Genomic DNA, 17,366 nt, shown 5'->3' on the forward strand with positions numbered 1-17,366 from the left:
GCGATTCGCCTTGCTTCTTTTGGCCTTTTTTTAAGATATCAATTGGTATCTTTATTCCGTGAGGTGTAAACTGATATACGGTATTCTTCTTGGGTTATTCCTGACTTTTCCCGCTCTGGCGCAAAGTGATGCCTTGGCTAAGAATTATTTCGAACAAGGACAGTTTGAAAAGGCCGGCACACTCTATGAAAAATTACTTAGGCAAAATCCGAATCGCTTGGATTTTCTGCTCTCATTGGTAGAGACCTATCAACAATTGGAAGAGTTTGAGAAAGCCGAACTTCTGCTGAAAAAAAGACTGGCCGGACGGGGTTTGATTCCACAGCTCTATGTAGACCTGGGCTATAATTATGCCCTTCAGGACCAGGATAGCCTGGCCAATGAAAATTACGACCAGGCCTACAGCTATGTGGAGCAGCGACCAAACTATGCATACAACATTGGGAAGGCATTTCAGGAATACAGCCTATTGGACCGGGCAGCGCAGGTTTACGAGCGAGCAATGCAGCTTGACCCTGAACGGGATTTTAACCCACAATTGGCTAGAATTTATGGGGAACAGGGCAAAATGGAACTGATGTTCGAGAAATACCTGGACCTGATGAATACCAACCCGGCCTACAGAGCCGTGGCTCAGCGAAACTTTAGCGCCTATGTGAGCGACGACCCAAATTCAGAGGCCAACACTTTGCTTAGAAAAGCGCTTTTGGGTCGCATTCAAAAGCAGCCTGAGCCCATGTACAACAAGATGCTGAGCTGGCTGTTTATCCAGCAAAATCAATTTGACAAGGCATTTACACAGGAAAAAGCGGTTTTTAGAAGAGACCCTGAGAATCTGGAAGGAATAATTGACCTGGTTCTGATCACCATGGAAGCAGAGGCCTATGAGCAGGCTGAGCAAATGGTCCAATTTCTTATTGACAATGCCACGTCCTTAGAGCTCAGATTAGAAGCTCAGCGCTATGCCATGGATGTCAAACTAAGACAGGCAACCGAAGCCGATTATCCCGAGATCGAATCTGAGTTTAAAAAGTTACTTCAGGAATATGGTGACGGCCCCAGGACCTTTGGAATCCAGATGGCCTATTACGAGTTCGTGGCGTATCAACTGGAACAAGAAGATAGGGCAATTGGGGGACTGAAGAGTTTGATCGGACAACAATTGACCAACTATCAAAAAGGTAGGGCCAAGCTTTTACTTGCCGATGTTTTGGTCTTTGGTGAGAAATTCAATGAGGCCTTGATCTACTATTCACAGGTACAACGTGGGCTGAAGAACGATATCCTGGCCCAGGAAGCCAGCTACAAGGTGGCTAAAACCAGCTATTACAAAGGGGATTTTGAGTGGGCACAGATCCAGCTGGATGTGCTGAAGAAATCTGCCTCCCAGCTGATCGCCAATGATGCGATGGAACTCAGCTTGATGATACGAGACAATAGCCTGGAAGATTCTACCCAGACCGCCTTGAAAAAGTATGCACGAGCCGATCTTTTGGCTTTGCAGAACAAATACCCGGAAAGTGTTAGTATCCTTAAAGGCATATTGAACGACCATCAAGATGAAGCCATATTGGACGAATGCCTGTTAAAATTGGGGCAGATCTACGAGGAAACTGCCGAATTGGATAAGGCTGAGGCAGTTTATCTCCAGCTGATCGAACAATTTGGAGAGGATATCTTAAGTGATGATGCGCATTACAGCTTGGGCCGTTTGTATGAAGAGAAGTTGCTTTTACCAGAAAAAGCTAAGGAACAATATCAGGTACTGATCTTTGAACATGAGGACAGTATCTATTTTGTCGATGCCCGTAAACGGTTCCGGCGCCTACGCGGGGACGAGATCAACTAAATTCACCAAAGAGCACCTCCATGTATATCTACAATGTGACCATCAATATCGACGAGTCTATTCAACAGCAATGGTTAGATTGGATGTGTGGAGAGCACATTCCGGACATGCTTGCAACGGGAAAGTTCAGTTCGGCCCTGATGTCTCGGGTTATGGTCGAAGAAGAAATGGGTGGAATTACCTATTCGATACAATACCGAACTCAGTCCTATGATATGTTACAAGCCTATTACAAGGAGGATGCACAACGTCTGCGATCACAAAGCGATCGATTCAAAGGAAAATTTGTAGCCTTTCGAACGGAGTTAGAAGTTATTGACGAACAGTAAATTAGGAATAGGGTTAATCTTGCTTCAGACTAACATCTACCTGGAACTTCTCGGTTACATTATCCGAATTGAAGATCGTTACCCCGTTCTGATATCCGTCTATTTCGGCGATCACGGTGTAAAATTCAAATGAACTGATCGGTAATGTATAGGCTCCATTAGCGTCCGAGGTGGTCTCTGCAACCTCGTAGCCTTCTGTATCAATTAACCGAATCCGAGCCCCAGCCAATACCTCACCAGTGTCAAAATTCATGGCTTTACCGGCAACGACCTGATTCAGCTTCACAAATTCGGTGATCTTGTATATGTCGTATCCACCCAATGCACCTTCACGGTTGGATGTGATGTAGGCATCCTTTTTGGTTGCTGGAACAAAAGCGATCTCGTCAAATTTCGTATTGATGGTATTCCCCAGGTTGATCACCAACTTAAATCCATCGGGGGATCTTCTGCTTTTATAGGCATCATATCCACCGATCGCTCCGTGACCATTAGAAGAAAAATACATAAACTTATCGTCTACGGAAGTATGTGGGAATTTCTCATCTGCTTCAGAGTTGATATCTCCAGGTACAGGCTGTACCGGACCATAAGTCCCATCCTCATTTAGCGTAACCATATAGATATCGTACCCTCCTTTAGATTCGGGCATATTGGAGGAGAAGTAAAGCGTCTTCCCATCCGGTGCCAAATGTGGTGTCTCTACAGAATAACTTTCGCTATTGAAAGGAAGTGGAGTGATGTTCTCCCACTTACCCAATTTCTGTGGAGACATATCCGCACGATACAATTGCATCACACCGCTATTACCTTCTACGCCTTTGGTAAAGAATACCGTAGTACCGCTCTTATCAAACGTCAGACTCCCCAAGCTCTCGTTCTTATTCAGAATACGGGAAAACAGTAGGGGTCGATCCAGGTTCCAATCTCCGGTAACATCACTACAAAAAAGTTTGGTAAAGGGTTCGTTAGTCCGTGGATCCTTCTTACCCAAGGCCCCGATTTTACGGGAAGAATAAGTGATGAACTTGCCTCTGTAAAAACAGACACCTATCTCTGAGTATTCAGAATTGATACCAGTAGTAAATGATTCAAAATTGAAGCCGTTATCACCATAATCCTGGGGACTCTTTACGGTATCGGAAATAGTGAAGTTTATGTGCTCGTCTATTACTGAATATGATGCCTGAGCCATAGCATTTGTGGTAAGGGCCACAAATAATGCAGTCGAAAAAATCCTTTTCATGGTCCGAGAGTTGTGAGGTTCTACGAATACGATTCCTAACAAAAGTAGAAATTTGAAGGAAAAATCCTAAATGACGCTTATACTTTTAGTTAAAATGAATTATTTTACCGATGAAACACGCTATGTAAGAAAATACTACACAGCATCTTAGCCGTCGGAACATTAAAACTACTTATCTATTCGCTTATTCACAAGTTCATCCAGCATAATCGACATCGTCTTTTTATTAATTTTACCTCTCTATGACCAAGCCCGTACGTGCTAAAAAACACCTTGGACAACATTTTCTGAAGGAAGAATCGGTTGCCAAACGGATTGCGTCCACCCTAACTGGAAATGGATATGATCAGGTTATGGAGATCGGACCGGGTATGGGCGTGTTGACCAAATATCTCCTGGAAGATAACCCTTTGGTCATCGCGATGGAAATTGACAAAGAATCGGTCGAATACTTGGGGACACATTTCGATCAAGAAAATCTAAAAATTGTTGAGGGAGATTTCCTCAAGCAAGATTTGAATCAAATTTGTGGCAACCAGCCCTTTGCCATCAGTGGCAACTTCCCCTATAATATCTCCTCGCAGATCGTCTTTAGGGCCTTGGATTATCGAGTGGCAGTACCGGAATTTTCCGGTATGTTCCAAAAGGAGGTCGCACAGCGGATCTGCTCCCCTCCCGGTTCAAAGGTTTATGGCATATTATCTGTACTCTGCCAAGCCTATTATCAATGCGAATATCTGTTTACTGTCAAGCCAGGTTGTTTTAATCCACCTCCTAAGGTAGATAGCGGTGTGATCCGCATGACCAGGCGCACAAATTATAGTCTTCCCTGCGACGAAGAGCTCTTTAAACAGGTCGTAAAAAGGGCCTTTCAACAAAGGCGTAAAACACTACGCAACAGCTTAAAAGTGTTTGATATCCCGCTCAAACACAAAGAAGATACTATATTTGCCCAGCGTCCGGAACAACTTTCGGTTTCCGATTTTATCCGAATAACACAGATGATCGACTCCCATGCAGTTTCAACTGACGACCGAATTCATAGATCAGATTGAGCAACTCATTGTTCAACGGGACGGTCGTGCCCTAAAGGAACTGCTTTCCGAAATTCACTTTGCCGATATCGCGGATCTGTTAGAAGAACTGAACAGTGAAGAGGCAACTTACGTGATCAAATTACTGGAAAGTGACATCACCTCCGATACCCTAATGGAATTGGACGAAGATGTCCGAGAAAAGATCCTGGACAGACTATCCCCTAAGGAGATCGCCCAAGAACTGGTCGAAATGGATTCTGACGATGCAGCCGATGTGATCGCAGAACTGGATGAGGAAGTCCAGGAACAGGTGATCGAGGAAATTCAGGACGAAGAACTGGCTGCGGATCTGGTCGAACTCTCCCAGTATGATGACAAAAGTGCTGGTGGATTGATGGCCCGGGAATTGGTGAAGGTCAAAGAAACCTGGACCATAGCAGGCTGTGTTCGAGAAATGCGGCGACAAGCGAAGAATGTTACCAGGGTCCACTCCATCTATGTAACAGACAAAGAAGGTCATTTGACCGGCAGACTATCCCTGAAGGATCTGCTCACCGCTCCGGACAAAGCCCACATTAGTGATATTTTCATCCCAAAGGTAGACTATGTGACAGTCGAAACCGATGGGGAAGACGTCGCAAAGTTGATGCAGAAATACGATCTGGAAGCCATCCCTGTTGTGGACGAAGAAGGAATGTTGGTGGGACGGATTACCATAGACGATATGGTAGACTTCATCAAGGAAGAGGCAGAACGCGACTATCAGCTGGCCGCGGGTATTTCCGAAGACGTAGAGGCCGACGATAGTGTCTTGCTACTAACAAGAGCGAGGCTTCCCTGGCTGGTACTTGGACTGATCGGTGGACTGGCAGCTGTGTTCATCATGCAAGATTTTGAAGCAGCCTTGGACCGATATGCCATTCTTTTCTTCTACACCCCACTGATAGCTGCAATGGCTGGAAATGTAGGCGTACAATCCAGTGCGATCATCGTGCAGGGTCTGGCCAACGATGTGGTAAAAGGAAGTCTGTTTAGTCGATTTGTCAAAGAACTCAGTTTGAGCTTGATCAATGGGATCTCTTTGGCACTTCTAGTCGTAGCCTTTAACCAAATTATTGGTCAACCCGTAAATGTTAGCCTTGCCATTGGTGTTTCCCTGATCGCCGTGATCATCATGGCCTCGATAATTGGAACTTTCGTACCAATACTCCTGGACAAAAGAGGTGTTGATCCAGCTATAGCAACAGGTCCTTTTATCACAACCAGCAATGACATCTTTGGGATCCTGATCTACTTTTATATCTCTAAACTCATTTTGCACTTTTGACAGCAGCTCGCTTTGCCTTCACCTTTACCGTGAATGCCGATTCTATCGACGAGCTCGGTCATGTTAACAACATCCGCTACCTGGAATGGTGTTTGGATGCTGCCTCCAGACATTGGGAGTCCTTAACACCAAAGCATTTGAGGGAACGATATGTCTGGGTTGTCTTGCGGCACGAGATCGATTATCAGGCTCCCGCCTTCCTGGGGGAAGAACTTCAAATGGAAACCTGGGTCAGTTGGTCCAAAGCGGCCCAGAGCGAACGTTGTTATACCCTGACACGACCATCAGATGGGAAAGTTCTGATCCGGGGCAAGACCAGATGGTGTTTGCTTCAGGCTCAGGACCACAAACCCATTAAAATCCCACCAGAAATCCTTAATTTGTTTCATCCAAACACCTAAGCGATGAAATCCATTAATCTGAAGGAAAAGTTCGATCTCTTCTCCGACAAATGGTCTCCTCACCAAATAGCGCGAGTAGATAATATGCAGGTCTTGCTGGCCAAAATAGAAGGAGATTTTGTGTGGCATTCCCATGCCGACCAGGATGAACTGTTCTTTATTCAAAAAGGACAACTGGATATGCACTTCCGTGACAAAGTGGTGAGACTGGAGGAAGGCGAGATCATCGTCGTTCCAAAAGGAGTGGAGCACTGTCCTAGGACGGTAAACGGTCAAGAAGTTCAGGTTCTCCTTTTCGAATCCCTAACAACCAAACATACGGGAGATGTGATCGATAGCCGAACCAAATCCCATTATCCGGAGATCTGATGCGCATCCTTCACCTAGATACCAACCACCCGCTGATGCTCGAACAACTCGGGCAGGCAGGATATGAGAATGTCGAGGACTATCACTCCAGCAAGGAGGTGATCGAACAGAAGATCGATCAGTTCGAAGGGATGATCTTGAGAAGTCGCTTCCCCATTGACCGAAAATTCTTGGAAAAGGCAAGCCGACTAAAATTCATAGGACGGGTTGGTGCCGGGCTGGAGAATATCGACCAGGATGCTGCCTGGGAATTAGGGGTTAAACTGATCAATGCTCCAGAGGGTAATGCCAATGCAGTTGGAGAACACAACCTGGGCATGCTGCTGATGCTGATCAACCGTTTACAGATTACGGACAGAGAGGTTAGAAATGGCCTTTGGTTACGGGAAGAAAATCGAGGGGTCGAATTGGATAATATGACCGTGGGACTAGTTGGTTATGGCCATATGGGGAAGGCATTTGCCAAGAAACTTCAAGGGTTTGAGTGCCGGGTTATCTGCTATGATATCCAATCTGATGTGGGTGACCAATTCGCTCACCAGGTTAGCCTGGAAGAACTCAAAAGGGAATCTGATGTGATCAGTTTGCACGTCCCACTGACCGATGAAACCCGGGGCATAATAGACCAAGCTTTTATAAAATCTTTGAGCAAGCCCGTATGGTTGCTCAATACGGCACGTGGGCGCTGCGTTGTAACGGCCGATTTGGTCAAGGCCCTGGATTCTGGCAAGGTGCTGGGCGCCGGTCTGGATGTGTTGGAATATGAGAAAAGATCATTCGAGTCCTTGTTCGAAAATGGAATCCCTGAGGCATTTCAAGCCCTCTTGGATCACCCCAATGTTGTGTTATCTCCACATGTGGCCGGATGGACGCATGAAAGTAAAGAGAAACTCGCTCAGACCATAGTAAACAAGATCCTGGCCCTTAACCTGATCTGACCGTGCGAAAGACCGTTTTCGTTTTTAGCTTGCTCATCATCCTGGTGATGATCCTTTTCCAACTGAACAAATACAGCCGGATCAGCGATAATTGGTTTGCGGAGATCGGTTTGGGTGTTATCGCGGTGGCATTCTTCCTTATCGGATGGTTGATACACAAGCGTTCCTCCCGACAAAGTTCAGATGATATGACCTCAATTGACACGGAAAAGATCAAAGAACTGGGCATCAGCGACAGGGAATATGAAGTGCTGGTCAAAATTGGGGAAGGCTTATCTAACCAGGAGATCGCGCAAACACTTTATGTATCTGAAAGCACGGTCAAAACTCATGTTTCCAATCTGTTACTAAAACTGGACGCCAAGCGGAGAACCCAGGCTGTAAAACAGGCCAGGATACAAGGAATCCTCTGATTTCGGGTAATTCGTACTTTAGGAGGAGGCACATTAGTACTTTAGTATGAGTCCCTTTTGACCACATTAAGGGACATTTGTCTGGTATCAATAATTGAAAAATCATGAAAAGAACCAGTATTCGATTTGGACTTTACGGAGCCCTGACCATTTGTATACTCTTCCTGGCCTCCTGGACCTTGGGCAAAGGACTTTCATACGACGCCCAGGAAGTACTTGGATATTCCTCCATGATCATATCACTTTCTTTTGTCTTCTTTGGAATTCGCTATTTCAGGGATAAGGAGAATAACGGGCAGCTAAACTTTAAACAAGCATTAACCATTGGGCTGCTTATCAGCCTGCTAACGGCATTGGCCTTCGGACTCTTGGACGTAATCTACGTGAAGTACATCAACCCGGAATTCATGGACGACTATTATGCACGATCCCTGGCTCAACTCCAGGAAAGTCTTCCTGCCGATGAATTTGAAATACAAAAAGCACAACTGGAATCCCAGAAGGAATTTTGGATGAATCCCATGATGAATTTTGTCATCATGTTCCTGACTGTCTTTGTTATTGGATCGATCATCACCTTGATCTCGGGCCTGATACTAAAAACTAACTCGAACAACGCATAATCATGGACAAACGAGTAACTGGACTTGGTGGGTTCTTCTTCAAGACAGAAGATCCGGATCATATAAAAGATTGGTACAAGACCCATCTGGGCATTCCGACCGATGCCTATGGCTGGACCTTCTGGTGGAAGGATGAGCAAGGAAATAAATGCTCTACCCAATGGAGTCCGTTCAAGGCGGACACCACCTATTTCTCACCTAGCGAGAAGCAGTTCATGATGAATTTTCGGGTAGAAAATCTGGTCGAACTATTAGAGGTTCTTAAAAAGGAAGGGGTTACCATAGTCGGTGAGATGGAAGAGTACAGCTACGGCAAATTTGGTTGGATACTGGACCCGGAAGGGAACAAAATCGAGCTTTGGGAACCGATAGATTCAGCTTTCGAATAATTTTCCTCCTTAAAAATATCTGTTAAAAATGACCAATGTCAGTTGGTCATTGATTATTATATCGTAATATTGCAATATTAAAATATAAGTCATGGGAGTAACCAAGAAATATTTGCATTCAGATCAGGTGAACCAGTTGGCCGACCTGGCCAAGGTACTCTCTCATCCTGCAAGGGTGTCCATTCTTAATTACATTGGGGACTGTGACGGTTGTCTTTGCAAAGGCATTTCCGAACACATCGGGCTTTCACAACCCACTACCTCCCAGCATCTGGATGTGATCAGGAAATCTGGATTACTGGAGAGTCGTTTTGACGGGAATAGCCGTTACTACACCTTGAACCCAGAACGATTGGCAGAATTAAACCGACTATTCACAGACTTCTTTGAGTCTACAGAAGCCAAATGCTGCTAAATGAGTACTCCTATACTACATCAGGCCTATAATCCAACAGTTTTCCATGAGAATGGACAAGCTGTATTGGATATGTTGCATAAGCATTTGACCAAGATGCAAGATCCAGGGCCTACCAAGGTCATCGACTATATCGATCCGGAAGAGGAATATCAGTTTTGGAAGGATCATTTTCCCAAGCAGGAAAAACTGACTGAATTCCTGGAAACTGTTTTAAACCGTTCCATTCATATACATCATCCGGGTTACATTGGTCATCAGGTGGCTCCGGCCGTTCCGGCCTCAGCTGTTGGCACTTGGATGAGTGATCTGATGAATAATGGCTCGGCGGTCTATGAAATGGGAGCGGCCAATGCGGCATTGGAGCGCCTGGTTTGCGAATATCTCCGCGAGCCTTTGGGCTGGCAGCAAGGAGATGGCTTCCTTACTTCTGGAGGCACCTTGGCCAATTTAACAGCCCTCTTAGCGGCTAGAAAGGCCAAGTCAAACACTGACGTCTGGTCCAAAGGGCAGAGTACTCCCCTGGCGATCATGGTTTCGGAGCAGGCTCACTATTGTGTAGACCGAGCAGCTCGGATCATGGGTCTGGGAGACTTAGGCCTGATAAAGGTCCCAGTAGATGACCAATACCGAATAAAGACCCAGGAGTTGGAACCACTGTATGAACAAGCGATGAACCAAGGGATCCAAGTGATAGCCATGGTTGGTAATGCCCCCAGTACAGCAACAGGCATTCACGATGATCTTGTCGCCTTGGGTAAATTTGCTCAAAATCATGACCTCTGGTTTCACGTTGACTCAGCTCATGGAGGCGCTGCCCTGTATTCCGACCAGTATAGTTTCCTGCTAGAGGGAGCAGCCAAAGCGGACTCTATCATCATAGATGGCCATAAAATGATGGGTACCTCATCCATTACCACCGCGGTCTTATTTAAAAATGCATCCCACAGCTATGCCACCTTTCAGCAAGATGCCCACTATTTATGGGAAGCACAGGAAGATCCGGAATGGTTCAACATGGGCAAAAGAACCTTCGAATGTACCAAGAGCATGATGAGTTTGCGATTTCTGAGCATTGTTGCCGAGCATGGATGGAGCTTTTTCAACGACCTGGTCAATACCCTGTACGCAAGTGGTCAGTCGTTCGCCCAAAAGATCGTCGAACATCCGGATATGGAACTGGCCCTGGAGCCTCAGACCAATATTGTCTGTTTCCGGTTCAAATCGTCCCAGAAGAATCTGGATCAATTGAATCAGCAGATCAGGAAAGCCATAATCGAAGATGGCCGCTACTACATTGTTGCGGTTCAATTAAAAGATGGCTATTACTTGAGAACAACATTTATGAACCCATTTACCACCTCAGCCCATATGGACGAGCTGATCGATCTGATCATCTCCAAGGCTGAACATTTAAAATGATAGACTATGAGAACACAGGAATTATTAAATCTACTGGCAGAACATACAGGGAAATCCCTATTGTTCGAATATAGCCCAGGGAAATTGGTCAATGCCAATTACCACATCACGGAAGTAAAACACCTGCAGATCGATTCAGTCGATTGCGGAGCCAGAACAGATGCCTGGAAAGAGACTGTTATTCAATTATGGGAGTCGCCTAGTGAGATTGGGAAGACCGAATATATGACAGTTTATAAAGCCCTGAGCATACTTAAAAAAGTTGGGCGTATGAAACCGTATGTAATGGATTCCGAGGCCAAGATCGAATACGGGAACGATGAGTTCCACACTGCACAACTATTTATTAACGATTTCGAAATCGGCCAGAAAGAACTTCGGCTTAAATTGGCTGTCGAACCCACAGATTGCAAAGCAAAGGACGCTTGTGGTGTACCTGAACCAGCAACAACAGAGGTCGAAGCTTGCTGTGAGCCTGGAGGCGGATGCTGTTAAGTGAATATACGCGCTTCACATAGAGAAGACTTTAAGGATATCGCCCGTATTTATGCCGAAGGTTTGGATACGGGTGTAGCCTCCTTTGAGACAGAAATTCCAGATTGGAATACCTGGAATGAAAAGTTTCTACCCGCTTGTCGCTATGTGGTCGAAACCAAAGACAAACTCGTGGTGGGCTGGTGTGCACTTAGTGCGGTCTCTAAACGAGAGGTTTACAAGGGAGTAGCCGAAGTGACTATCTACATTGCCGAAGAAGCCAGAGGGCAAGGAGTTGGAAAGGCTTTATTATCACATCTGATCAAGTCCAGCGAGCAGGAGGGGTTCTGGACCTTACAGGCGGGGATCTTCCCGAAGAATCAGGCGAGTCTGGCATTGCACAAACAATGTGGATTTCGGGTGATCGGGATCAGGGAAAGACCGGCTCAAAGAAATGGAAAATGGTATGACAACGTCTTAATGGAAAGGCGTAGTAAACAGACAGGAATACACTAACAACTAAAGAAAATCAATGAAAAAGAATGTATTGGTACTATGTACCGGTAACAGCTGCCGAAGCCAGATGGCTCATGGCTACTTGAAGACCTTAGCCGGTGAAAAAGCCCAAGTTTACAGTGCCGGGATAGAGACTCACGGCCTTAATCCGGGCGCCGTCGCAATTATGAGGGAGGATGGAATCGACATCTCTAGCCATACATCCAACCATGTGGACGAATACTCCGGTGTAGATTGGCATTACATTATTACCGTTTGCGATCATGCCAATGAGAACTGTCCATTCATTCCGGCACCCCATGCCAAGCGATTACACCAGAACTTTTCGGACCCCTCTAAGGTTAGCGGCACAGATGAAGAGATTCATCAGGCCTTCGAGTCCACCAGGAATGACATCAAGCGTTACGCAGAAAACTTTGTAAGCACCTATTTGGATTAGGAAAGTCGATTTAGGAAACCTTGGATTGCATGGGTCAATTTCCCTGATAATCCAACGGCAAGGTTTTAGCTATCCGATACTCACCCAGATCACCATCAAAACGAACCCTGCGTGCCGGCTCATAGTTGCCATCATAATAGACCTTGATGGGCGCTTCGTGATCAGATATCACCACCCTGGAATTCAATTTCTTTTTGTGGTTTAGGATGAAGTTTCTTTTAAAATAGACCAGGTAGTGATCCTGCTTATCTACTAAACCATACACCCGCTTCGGCGAAATTTTCAACGCCCCATTATAAAAGGAATATCCTTCCTCTTTGAGCTGATCGGCTATCATACTTCTGAAAAAATGCTGCACCGAACCATCGTACGCATTGTTGCGCTGTAACCGGAAAATCTCTTTCATGGCGTCGCTACTACCCATGTCCCTGTAAAAACTACTGCCCTCGTAATAAACAAAACGGCAATAGGGGTTTTCCCTTTGTGGAGAGTCATACTTTGCTTCAAACTCTTTCAAGTCATACTCGATGGCATATCCCAAATAATTATTGTAGATCCGTATGGGGACATCTGCACTGGCCTTAAGGGTCTCATTTTCTGGTTGAAACCAGAGATCGATATCTTCCTCATTCTCTATCCGGCATAATTCGCCCGATCTCCCGAGACCCAGGAACTGCTTTTTAAATTCCCGTAGCATTTTTTCCCGGCTCCAGTACTCCTTGCCTGTATTCAGCGTCACCTGATCCAAAGAAGCAACTACCGGATTCAACACGACTTCAATCACTTCCGGTCGGTAGGGATTGTTTACAGGAACTGTCTCATAGCCCATATAAGAAATGATCAGGCTCGCCCTGATCACCCGATCGGTAGCGATGATGAATTTTCCATCGAAATCGGTCAATGTGCCGATGGTGGTGCCATTTAAATAAACCGTAGCACCAACCAATGGAGTCCCTTTCTCCTGGTCATAAACATATCCCAGAATAGTCTGTGATCTTAGTGATAAACTAAGCAGAAAGAAGAGAATGATGAAGGTCGAACGCAAGTTGAGGTAGTTATTCTTTTTCATACCAAGAAGTTAGTGAATAGATAAAAGTTGTCCAAATGTGCCACAAATTAAGTGCCAGAGCTTCAGAATGGTGCTATTTACTTTTTACTATCTTTAAGGAAACTAACCGATCATGCCGACAACAATGTGGACTCCCAAGGTCCAATTCAATTTGTTGCCCCAGTTTGATTTCCCTCACCTACGCCTTTTTTTGATACCCTTTTTACTGCTTTGCCTTCCTGCTTTGGCTCAAAACCTAAGTAACAAGGAGAAAAAGATAATTACCACTATTGAACGAAATAACTTAGACGCTCTAAAGTTCCTGGAGGAGGTCATCAATATGAACAGTGGCACCATGAACCCGGATGGTGTAAGAGCGGTGGGGCAGGTCTTCAGTGATCAGTTTGATGCCATTGGCTTTGATACCCGATGGATCGATATGCCATCCGAAATGCAGCGTGCTGGTCATCTCTTTGCCGAGACAACGGGATCCAAAGGGAAAAAACTCCTGCTCATCGGACATATCGATACGGTCTTTGAAGCGGACAGTCCCTTTCAAAAATTTGAGATGATCAATGACTCCCTGGCTCATGCTCCTGGAGGCAACGATATGAAAGGGGGAGACGTGATCGTTCTATATGCGCTCAAAGCCTTGCATGAAAATGGTCTGCTTAAAGATCATCAGATAATAGTCGCCTTTACTGGGGATGAAGAAGCCACTGGAAAACCCTTATCCATTAGCCGGAAAGATCTGATCGACGCCGCCAAACGCTCTGATATTGCCTTGGGATTTGAGACATCCACCGGTTTTAACAACGCCACAATAGCCCGTAGAGGAGCTTCTGGCTGGAAAGTAGAAGTGACCGGAAAGCGAGCACACAGCTCTGGTGTATTCAACGAAAATGTAGGAGCTGGGGCGATCTTCGAGATGTCCCGCATCTTGCACGAATTCTATGAAAAAGTGCGAGGGGAAACCTATTTGACCTTCAATCCGGGCGTAATACTTGGTGGAACCTTTGTAAATCTGGACGAGACGAATAGCACCGGAGATGCCTTTGGTAAATCCAATGTGGTTGCCCAAACTGCAGTGGTGAAAGGGGGCCTGCGTTTTATCTCTGAAGAACAAAAAGAGAATGCCCGTGCTAAAATGCGAGAGATCGTAGCCAATAACCTGCCCCAGACCTCAGCGGAGATCACTTTTATTGACTCTTATCCTGCCATGGGACCCACCGAAGGTAATAAAGCCCTGCTCCAAGTTCTGAACCAGGTCAGCCTGGACCTGGAACAAGGTGGCGTAGAAGGTTATGACCCCGAAAAGAGAGGAGCAGCCGATGTCTCCTTCGTCGCAGAACATGTTGATTGCCTGGATGGTTTAGGAACCATGGGTACCGGAGCCCACACCCCCCAGGAAACGGTCAATCTGAAGACCTTCCAAGCCCTGACTGAACGAACTGCCATTTTGATCTACCGACTGCTCAATGCCAACTAAACAACCTGTACACAATGCAATTGAAACAATCATTTATCGTGGCTATCGTCCTCGGATTGGTGGCCTTGGTAGCTTGGGAGGTCTATCTCCGCAGCACCATGAAAAGTCATACCCGCATTGCGGATGACAAGGCACTTTGGTCCGTTCAGCGACACAAGGTTAATAAGCTAGCTTCTGATGATGTGGTCCTGACCGGATCATCGCGAGTTCTTTTCGATGTCCAACTGGACGTTTGGGAAGAAAAGACAGGAAGAAGACCCATTCAACTGGCCTGCGCCGGATCTTCTCCCCTACCTGTATTTCACGATCTGGTCAATAACACGGATTACAGCGGAACCATAGTCGTTGGAGTGACCCCTGGTCTGTTCTTTTCTACCATCTATCCGCTGGCCCAGCCTTGGGAGTGGCCCCAGTCAAGGGTCGATCATTATGCCACAAGGACATTTGCAGAGCGATCCAATCATTGGCTCTCTATACCACTTCAAAAGAACTTCTACTTTATTTCGGCTGAAGAGGACGATCTGTCTGACAACGTCGATCTAAAAGCCATTCTCAGCCGGGTACGATGGGGCGACCGTGTGATCAATCCGATGCCTCCTTTCTATCAATTCTCGGATATGGCTCTGGATCGGAACGTCCGTATGACTGATTTGACCGTGACCGACACGGCCTTCGCCAACACCGTAAAACGAGTTTGGAAATTCTTTATGGCAGACCCCAACCTTCCCCCTCCAGATCGGGATGGGACCATGAATTTCTTCCTGGCCGATGCTCGTAAATTCATGGAACGAGGTGGCAATGTGGTTCTGCTGCGTTGTCCTTCAACCGGATTTTTTAAAGAATTGGAAACCGGGGGACTTCCCAGGGAACAATTCTTCGATGCCCTGGCCGATTCGCTACAGATCAAAGGATATCATTATGAAGATTACCAACAGCTGAGTGGTTATGACTGCCCAGAATGGTCACATCTTTCCGCGGAAGATGCGGACACCTTTACGGCCGATCTGGTCGATATATTCGTAGACGAAGGAGTTATTTCTAACACTAAAACCAACTAGATCATGCTGTTCAATTCACTCAGTTTTGTGGTCTTCCTCGTTGTGGTGTTGGCCCTCTATTATTCAAGAATCTTCAGCTGGACCGGAAAAAAGCGGATGCTGCTTCTGGCCAGTTACATCTTTTATGGCATGTGGAATCCGCCATTGGTCATACTCTTGTGGATCTCTACGGTGGTAGACTGGTCTGCCAGTAAGCAATTGGCTACCCATCACCTGAACCAAAGAAAACGTAAACTTTGGCTATTGCTCAGTATGTTCGTCAATCTGGGCTTTCTGGCCTTTTTTAAATACGGAGATTTTCTGCTGGAGAACTTTGTTAGCCTGATGAATGCCATTGGAGTCGAATACCAGGCCAGACCCATGGATATTATACTTCCCATGGGTATCTCCTTCTACACCTTCCAGACCATGTCCTATACCATTGACATGTACTACCGGAAGACAGAACGAGCGAGAACCTTCCTGGATTTTGCGCTTTATGTCACCTTCTTCCCTCAGTTGGTAGCCGGACCGATAGTAAGAGCCAAAGAATTGATCACCCAGTTCTATGAGCCGAAAAGAGCAACCGCCAACCAATTCTTTTGGGGTTTATTCCTGTTAACTGCGGGATTGTTTCAGAAAGTAGTCCTTGCGGACACCTTGCTTTCCAGTTCTTCCGACGCTGTTTTTGATTCAGGTAAGGTGATGAGCGCACTGGATTCCTGGACTGGTACCTTGGCCTTTAGCGGGCAGATCTTCTTTGATTTTGCGGGCTATTCCACTTGTGCCATCGGAATTGCACTAATGCTCGGAATCGTCTTGCCGGACAACTTCAGGTATCCCTATGCCGCAATTGGCTTTTCAGATCTTTGGAAACGATGGCATATCTCCCTATCCAGTTGGTTGAGGGATTACCTCTACATTCCATTGGGTGGAAATCGTCATGGGATCACCCGCATGTATGTCGCGCTGATGCTAACAATGCTCTTGGGTGGTCTATGGCACGGAGCGGCCTGGACCTTTGTGGTATGGGGTGCGCTACATGGGATCTACCTGATCATTGAACGCATGCTCAGAGGGGTTGTCCACATTAAGATCGGGAAATACAACGGAATCTTATTGGCTCTTTTGACCTATACCTGTGTGAACATTACCTGGGTCTTCTTCCGAGCAACAGACTTTGATATCGCTTTGGGAATGATCAAATCTATGTTCTTCATGAATCCGGAAGGTGAACTGATCCTGGGAGAATTTGACATCGTTAAGGTGATGGTTGTTATTGCCCTTACGTTCCTATGCCATTGGTTTATGCGAAACACTTCCATGAAGGAACAATCCGAAAAACTGAACCCATTGATCCTTGGCGTAGTTTGGGCCATACTGTTTTTTATGATCTGTATTTCACAAGGGACAGGAGAGCAATTTATTTATTTCCAATTCTAGTTCAATGAGTGTAGCCCTTAAATCTAAAAGAATTCAATCTATTGATGTACTACGTGGCCTGGTCATGGTGATCATGGCCCTGGATCATGTGCGGGACTTTGACCGGACTTTGACCTAGGTTTTGGGATTTAGCCCATACTCTCCAATAGTAGCCCAAGCCAG

At 45.9% G+C, this 17,366-nt stretch carries 20 protein-coding genes; 18 read left to right on the plus strand and 2 right to left on the minus strand.

The window, feature by feature from the left end; genetic code table 11:
- Window positions 1–58: 58 nt before the first annotated feature.
- Both BST85_RS10420 and BST85_RS10425 read left to right on the plus strand, forming a co-directional pair.
- On the plus strand, window positions 59–1,849 hold the full coding sequence (locus BST85_RS10420; protein WP_245917680.1) for a tetratricopeptide repeat protein: 1,791 nt from the start codon (window positions 59–61) through the stop codon (window positions 1,847–1,849).
- 20 nt (window positions 1,850–1,869) lie between these two features.
- A complete protein-coding gene (locus BST85_RS10425; RefSeq protein WP_104813183.1) occupies window positions 1,870–2,178 on the plus strand; it encodes a DUF4286 family protein in 309 nt (102 codons plus the stop codon).
- Window positions 2,179–2,191: 13 nt separating this feature from the next.
- Here the strand turns inward: BST85_RS10425 and BST85_RS10430 are convergent, their stop codons facing one another.
- Window positions 2,192–3,424, minus strand: a complete 1,233-nt coding sequence (locus BST85_RS10430) for a carboxypeptidase-like regulatory domain-containing protein (protein WP_146090705.1) — start codon at window positions 3,422–3,424, stop codon at window positions 2,192–2,194.
- Window positions 3,425–3,666: 242 nt separating this feature from the next.
- Between BST85_RS10430 and rsmA the strand changes: the two genes are divergently transcribed.
- From rsmA to BST85_RS10495, 13 genes are all read left to right on the plus strand, one after another.
- A complete protein-coding gene (gene rsmA, locus BST85_RS10435) occupies window positions 3,667–4,479 on the plus strand; it encodes a 16S rRNA (adenine(1518)-N(6)/adenine(1519)-N(6))-dimethyltransferase RsmA (protein WP_104813185.1) in 813 nt (270 codons plus the stop codon).
- A complete protein-coding gene (gene mgtE, locus BST85_RS10440) occupies window positions 4,439–5,788 on the plus strand; it encodes a magnesium transporter (protein WP_104813186.1) in 1,350 nt (449 codons plus the stop codon). Before rsmA ends, mgtE begins: the two co-directional genes overlap by 41 nt.
- Window positions 5,785–6,189, plus strand: a complete 405-nt coding sequence (locus BST85_RS10445) for an acyl-CoA thioesterase (protein WP_104813187.1) — start codon at window positions 5,785–5,787, stop codon at window positions 6,187–6,189. Before mgtE ends, BST85_RS10445 begins: the two co-directional genes overlap by 4 nt.
- Window positions 6,190–6,192: 3 nt before the next feature.
- Complete coding sequence (locus BST85_RS10450) at window positions 6,193–6,558, plus strand: cupin domain-containing protein (RefSeq protein ID WP_104813188.1); 366 nt, start codon at window positions 6,193–6,195, stop codon at window positions 6,556–6,558.
- Window positions 6,558–7,496 (plus strand): 2-hydroxyacid dehydrogenase, encoded by a 939-nt coding sequence (locus BST85_RS10455; protein WP_104813189.1) that lies wholly within the window; start codon window positions 6,558–6,560, stop codon window positions 7,494–7,496. The genes BST85_RS10450 and BST85_RS10455 overlap by 1 nt, the downstream gene beginning before the upstream one ends.
- Before the next feature lie 2 nt (window positions 7,497–7,498).
- Window positions 7,499–7,909 carry a response regulator transcription factor gene (locus BST85_RS10460; RefSeq protein ID WP_219842120.1) on the plus strand — a complete coding sequence of 137 codons (411 nt, stop codon included), beginning with the start codon at window positions 7,499–7,501 and terminating at the stop codon, window positions 7,907–7,909.
- 104 nt (window positions 7,910–8,013) lie between these two features.
- Window positions 8,014–8,532 (plus strand): DUF4199 domain-containing protein, encoded by a 519-nt coding sequence (locus BST85_RS10465; protein WP_104813190.1) that lies wholly within the window; start codon window positions 8,014–8,016, stop codon window positions 8,530–8,532.
- A 2-nt stretch (window positions 8,533–8,534) separates the two neighbouring features.
- Window positions 8,535–8,921 carry a VOC family protein gene (locus tag BST85_RS10470; protein WP_104813191.1) on the plus strand — a complete coding sequence of 129 codons (387 nt, stop codon included), beginning with the start codon at window positions 8,535–8,537 and terminating at the stop codon, window positions 8,919–8,921.
- A gap of 91 nt (window positions 8,922–9,012) precedes the next feature.
- The gene (locus tag BST85_RS10475) at window positions 9,013–9,336 is read left to right on the plus strand and encodes an ArsR/SmtB family transcription factor (RefSeq protein WP_104813192.1); all 324 of its coding nucleotides are present in this window, start codon (window positions 9,013–9,015) and stop codon (window positions 9,334–9,336) included.
- Entirely contained in the window at window positions 9,337–10,758 is a 1,422-nt protein-coding gene (locus tag BST85_RS10480; RefSeq protein ID WP_104813193.1) for a pyridoxal phosphate-dependent decarboxylase family protein, read from the plus strand.
- A gap of 6 nt (window positions 10,759–10,764) precedes the next feature.
- Window positions 10,765–11,253: a DUF6428 family protein gene (locus BST85_RS10485; protein ID WP_104813194.1), complete on the plus strand. Its 489-nt coding sequence runs from the start codon at window positions 10,765–10,767 to the stop codon at window positions 11,251–11,253.
- The gene (locus BST85_RS10490; protein WP_104813195.1) at window positions 11,254–11,748 is read left to right on the plus strand and encodes a GNAT family N-acetyltransferase; all 495 of its coding nucleotides are present in this window, start codon (window positions 11,254–11,256) and stop codon (window positions 11,746–11,748) included.
- A 16-nt stretch (window positions 11,749–11,764) separates the two neighbouring features.
- Window positions 11,765–12,187 carry an arsenate reductase ArsC gene (locus BST85_RS10495; protein ID WP_104813196.1) on the plus strand — a complete coding sequence of 141 codons (423 nt, stop codon included), beginning with the start codon at window positions 11,765–11,767 and terminating at the stop codon, window positions 12,185–12,187.
- Between the two features lie 34 nt (window positions 12,188–12,221).
- On the opposite strand, the gene BST85_RS10500 is transcribed toward BST85_RS10495, so the two are convergent.
- Complete coding sequence (locus BST85_RS10500; protein WP_104813197.1) at window positions 12,222–13,256, minus strand: carboxypeptidase-like regulatory domain-containing protein; 1,035 nt, start codon at window positions 13,254–13,256, stop codon at window positions 12,222–12,224.
- 112 nt (window positions 13,257–13,368) lie between these two features.
- Between BST85_RS10500 and BST85_RS10505 the strand changes: the two genes are divergently transcribed.
- The 3 genes from BST85_RS10505 to BST85_RS10515 are packed head-to-tail and all read left to right on the plus strand — an operon-like array spanning window position 13,369 to window position 17,204.
- On the plus strand, window positions 13,369–14,724 hold the full coding sequence (locus BST85_RS10505; RefSeq protein ID WP_245917681.1) for a M20/M25/M40 family metallo-hydrolase: 1,356 nt from the start codon (window positions 13,369–13,371) through the stop codon (window positions 14,722–14,724).
- Window positions 14,725–14,738: 14 nt separating this feature from the next.
- Window positions 14,739–15,782 (plus strand): hypothetical protein, encoded by a 1,044-nt coding sequence (locus BST85_RS10510; RefSeq protein ID WP_146090706.1) that lies wholly within the window; start codon window positions 14,739–14,741, stop codon window positions 15,780–15,782.
- Window positions 15,783–15,785: 3 nt separating this feature from the next.
- Window positions 15,786–17,204 carry an MBOAT family O-acyltransferase gene (locus tag BST85_RS10515; RefSeq protein WP_104813200.1) on the plus strand — a complete coding sequence of 473 codons (1,419 nt, stop codon included), beginning with the start codon at window positions 15,786–15,788 and terminating at the stop codon, window positions 17,202–17,204.
- Window positions 17,205–17,366: the final 162 nt, after the last annotated feature.

It is taken from the genome of Aureitalea marina (genome assembly GCF_002943755.1).
Lineage (GTDB): Bacteria > Bacteroidota > Bacteroidia > Flavobacteriales > Flavobacteriaceae > Aureitalea > Aureitalea marina.

Bases quoted from the DNA above. Each gene is read 5' to 3' on its own strand.
- BST85_RS10425 (WP_104813183.1), top strand. From the start codon at position 1,870: ATGTATATCTACAATGTGACCATCAATATCGACGAGTCTATTCAACAG.
- BST85_RS10495 (WP_104813196.1), top strand. From the start codon at position 11,765: ATGAAAAAGAATGTATTGGTACTATGTACCGGTAACAGCTGCCGAAGC.
- BST85_RS10510 (WP_146090706.1), top strand. From the start codon at position 14,739: ATGCAATTGAAACAATCATTTATCGTGGCTATCGTCCTCGGATTGGTG.
- BST85_RS10450 (WP_104813188.1), top strand. From the start codon at position 6,193: ATGAAATCCATTAATCTGAAGGAAAAGTTCGATCTCTTCTCCGACAAA.
- BST85_RS10480 (WP_104813193.1), top strand. From the start codon at position 9,337: ATGAGTACTCCTATACTACATCAGGCCTATAATCCAACAGTTTTCCAT.
- BST85_RS10465 (WP_104813190.1), top strand. From the start codon at position 8,014: ATGAAAAGAACCAGTATTCGATTTGGACTTTACGGAGCCCTGACCATT.
- mgtE (WP_104813186.1), top strand. From the start codon at position 4,439: ATGCAGTTTCAACTGACGACCGAATTCATAGATCAGATTGAGCAACTC.
- BST85_RS10505 (WP_245917681.1), top strand. From the start codon at position 13,369: ATGCCGACAACAATGTGGACTCCCAAGGTCCAATTCAATTTGTTGCCC.
- rsmA (WP_104813185.1), top strand. From the start codon at position 3,667: ATGACCAAGCCCGTACGTGCTAAAAAACACCTTGGACAACATTTTCTG.
- BST85_RS10470 (WP_104813191.1), top strand. From the start codon at position 8,535: ATGGACAAACGAGTAACTGGACTTGGTGGGTTCTTCTTCAAGACAGAA.
- BST85_RS10500 (WP_104813197.1), bottom strand. From the start codon at position 13,256: ATGAAAAAGAATAACTACCTCAACTTGCGTTCGACCTTCATCATTCTC.
- BST85_RS10455 (WP_104813189.1), top strand. From the start codon at position 6,558: ATGCGCATCCTTCACCTAGATACCAACCACCCGCTGATGCTCGAACAA.
- BST85_RS10430 (WP_146090705.1), bottom strand. From the start codon at position 3,424: ATGAAAAGGATTTTTTCGACTGCATTATTTGTGGCCCTTACCACAAAT.
- BST85_RS10485 (WP_104813194.1), top strand. From the start codon at position 10,765: ATGAGAACACAGGAATTATTAAATCTACTGGCAGAACATACAGGGAAA.
- BST85_RS10475 (WP_104813192.1), top strand. From the start codon at position 9,013: ATGGGAGTAACCAAGAAATATTTGCATTCAGATCAGGTGAACCAGTTG.
- BST85_RS10515 (WP_104813200.1), top strand. From the start codon at position 15,786: ATGCTGTTCAATTCACTCAGTTTTGTGGTCTTCCTCGTTGTGGTGTTG.